Annotated in this window: 4 protein-coding genes; 2 read left to right on the plus strand and 2 right to left on the minus strand. The window is 49.0% G+C overall.

Annotated elements, in window-relative coordinates:
* Nucleotides 1-157 precede the first annotated feature (157 nt).
* The gene (locus BP727_RS05125) at nucleotides 158-370 is read right to left on the minus strand and encodes a hypothetical protein (RefSeq protein WP_273271236.1); all 213 of its coding nucleotides are present in this window, start codon (nucleotides 368-370) and stop codon (nucleotides 158-160) included.
* A gap of 382 nt (nucleotides 371-752) precedes the next feature.
* Between BP727_RS05125 and BP727_RS05130 the strand changes: the two genes are divergently transcribed.
* Nucleotides 753-1,112, plus strand: a complete 360-nt coding sequence (locus tag BP727_RS05130; protein ID WP_286857689.1) for a type II toxin-antitoxin system death-on-curing family toxin — start codon at nucleotides 753-755, stop codon at nucleotides 1,110-1,112.
* A 2-nt stretch (nucleotides 1,113-1,114) separates the two neighbouring features.
* Here the strand turns inward: BP727_RS05130 and BP727_RS05135 are convergent, their stop codons facing one another.
* Nucleotides 1,115-1,249 (minus strand): hypothetical protein, encoded by a 135-nt coding sequence (locus BP727_RS05135; RefSeq protein ID WP_286857691.1) that lies wholly within the window; start codon nucleotides 1,247-1,249, stop codon nucleotides 1,115-1,117.
* A gap of 377 nt (nucleotides 1,250-1,626) precedes the next feature.
* Here BP727_RS05135 and BP727_RS05140 point away from each other — a divergent pair, with 377 nt between their 5' ends.
* Nucleotides 1,627-2,295 (plus strand): SOUL family heme-binding protein, encoded by a 669-nt coding sequence (locus BP727_RS05140; protein WP_286857692.1) that lies wholly within the window; start codon nucleotides 1,627-1,629, stop codon nucleotides 2,293-2,295.
* The last annotated feature ends 10 nt before the right edge of the window (nucleotides 2,296-2,305 follow it).

Genomic DNA, 2,305 nt, shown 5'->3' on the forward strand with positions numbered 1-2,305 from the left:
GAAGTGGCTGCAAAATAGGTGCCGGATTCAATATTTTGCAGGAACGCACGACATGTAGCTCGGTATTTTGTATAGTCCAGTGCACCATACAAAAATATGTTCGTATCTATAAATATATTGGATTGGGGCGCAAGCGAATCCAGAGAGCTAATCACAGCTAATCCTCGGATTCGATTATCTCTTCTATAAGTTTTTGGTCATCTAATTTGATTGAGCCAATAAGTTGATCAGTAAGACTCTTGATCGGCTTGACGAGCAATTCTCCGCCTTTCACGCTCAGAGCTACTCGTTTGCCTTCACAAAGGTCAATCTCAGATAATATTGAACTCGGAAGCTCAATTATCCCACCTTTCTTAACAAGAACCTCCATTTATCTCACCAAAGCATTACTAACATGTCCCTGCCTCTAAAAAAAGATTTTCCCAATTATGAGATCCAAGACAGATCAACCAGGCAGTAGGCCGTCTTCGGACCGTCTCGGACTTAAGGCGATTTCTTCATCGAGCAATGCCTGATCGGCTCTCTCCACCAATCCCTTATTTCCTGCTGATGACTATGCCGCCATACACCAGGCACGCGCCCGCCTTCCTGCACACTCGCCACCGTGCGCGCACTCCTGTGGGTAGGCGGGGCAACCAAGCTATGTACTCCTGAAGCTCCGGTCCACAGTTTTTCTCTATCCGGAACGTGGATCGAAACCAATATCTCCTCAGTCAGTGAAATTGTTTCCTGCCCGAGGGAAGTCCAGTCCAATGGTCGAACTAACTGCAAAGATGATCATCGAGATCCATGACGTCATCATCCAGCGCTATGGAGGCTTGCCAGGCATCCTGTGCCAGGGCACCATTGACTATCTCGTCTCCAGAATCAACGATGAGCCCGATCACTTCAAGAAGGCCGCTCTTGCTCTTCATCTAATAGCACTTCATCCCTTTAACGATGGCCAGAAGAGGACGGGGTTTCAGCTTGCAGACAACATTCTAAGGATGAACGGCCTTCGCTTGTCTGCCAGCAAAGAAAAGATATGCGGGGCTCTCTGCAAAATAGCTGAATACAATTGCATGCTCGATGAAATCGAGAGATGGCTCAGAGAAAACACGCTGGAGACCTGACCTCACAATTCGGCCAGGCACTTCATTAGCTCATCGTTCTCTTTCAGGCTCTTCTCCAGATGCCTGCGCTGCTCCGCGGTGAGACCTCTGCCATTATCATCTTCCTTCCTTGGGCGGGAAATCATTTGCTCTGACATATCTAATGTCTCTATTTATCCGCCTGGATTAAATAGCTTCTTTTGTGGACGATCCCAGCTGGGTGCCAATTGCAGCTCATCCTCGAATGTGAGCGCCCCACCAACAAAAATGAGCCTATGGATGAACTGGACCCGCCCTGGGCGGCGATTACTGGAGGCTGAAGCTGCCGAATAGTGATATTTTAGCAAAAAAATCGCCTCATGTGTCTGGCCATCTCCCATCTTGACTGCATATATAATGGATTGCTCCGCAATCATCTGGCGGCAGCCGAGGAGTTTTTGTGCGGTCCATGCTGATCAAGATATAAGCTGATAAGCTATAAATCCTGGGACAGATCTATAATAGTCATCCGATTTAAGGAATTTGAGGTATTTTCATGAATTCATCCTGGCTGATTAAGGCAGGGCTGGTCATCATCCTGCTGCTGGTTATCTGGACCCTTTATGGAGTGTTTGTAACTATGTCCGTACCCCAGGCAAGCTACCAGGTCATGGAGACTCTGGATAATGGTGTGGAGATCAGGGAGTATCCCAAGGAGATCTGGGCCACAGCAGCTGCACAGGACGAGAACGATGCCTTCGGCCCATTGTTCAGATATATCTCCGGAGAGAACGAGAAAGGGGAGAAGATCGAGATGACCACACCGGTGGTGACTCCAGCGCCGCCCGCAAATGCGGAATCTGCCCCGGGTGAGGGTGAGAAGATCGAGATGACGGCACCGGTGGTTACGGCGGATACCGAGGAAGGCCTGTCCATGGGTTTTATCATGCCGGAGCGCTACGATATCCAGACCATTCCCCGGCCCACATCAAGCAATGTCGAAATCCAGCTGATCGAGCCCCGAACCCTTGCAACCATCAGGTTCTCTGGCTACATGAATGAAGGCAGTTATAGAGATAATCTGGAGCGATTGAATAAGACCCTTGAGGAAAGGGGGATCCTGACCAAAGGAGAGCCTTTATTGATGCAGTATAACGATCCCTGGACGCCGCCCTTCTACCGCAGGAATGAGATAGCATTGCAGGTAGTCAATGAGACAGAATAGTCAATGATAC

The organism is Methanosaeta sp. UBA356, from assembly GCF_002496465.1.
Lineage (GTDB): Archaea > Halobacteriota > Methanosarcinia > Methanotrichales > Methanotrichaceae > Methanothrix > Methanothrix soehngenii.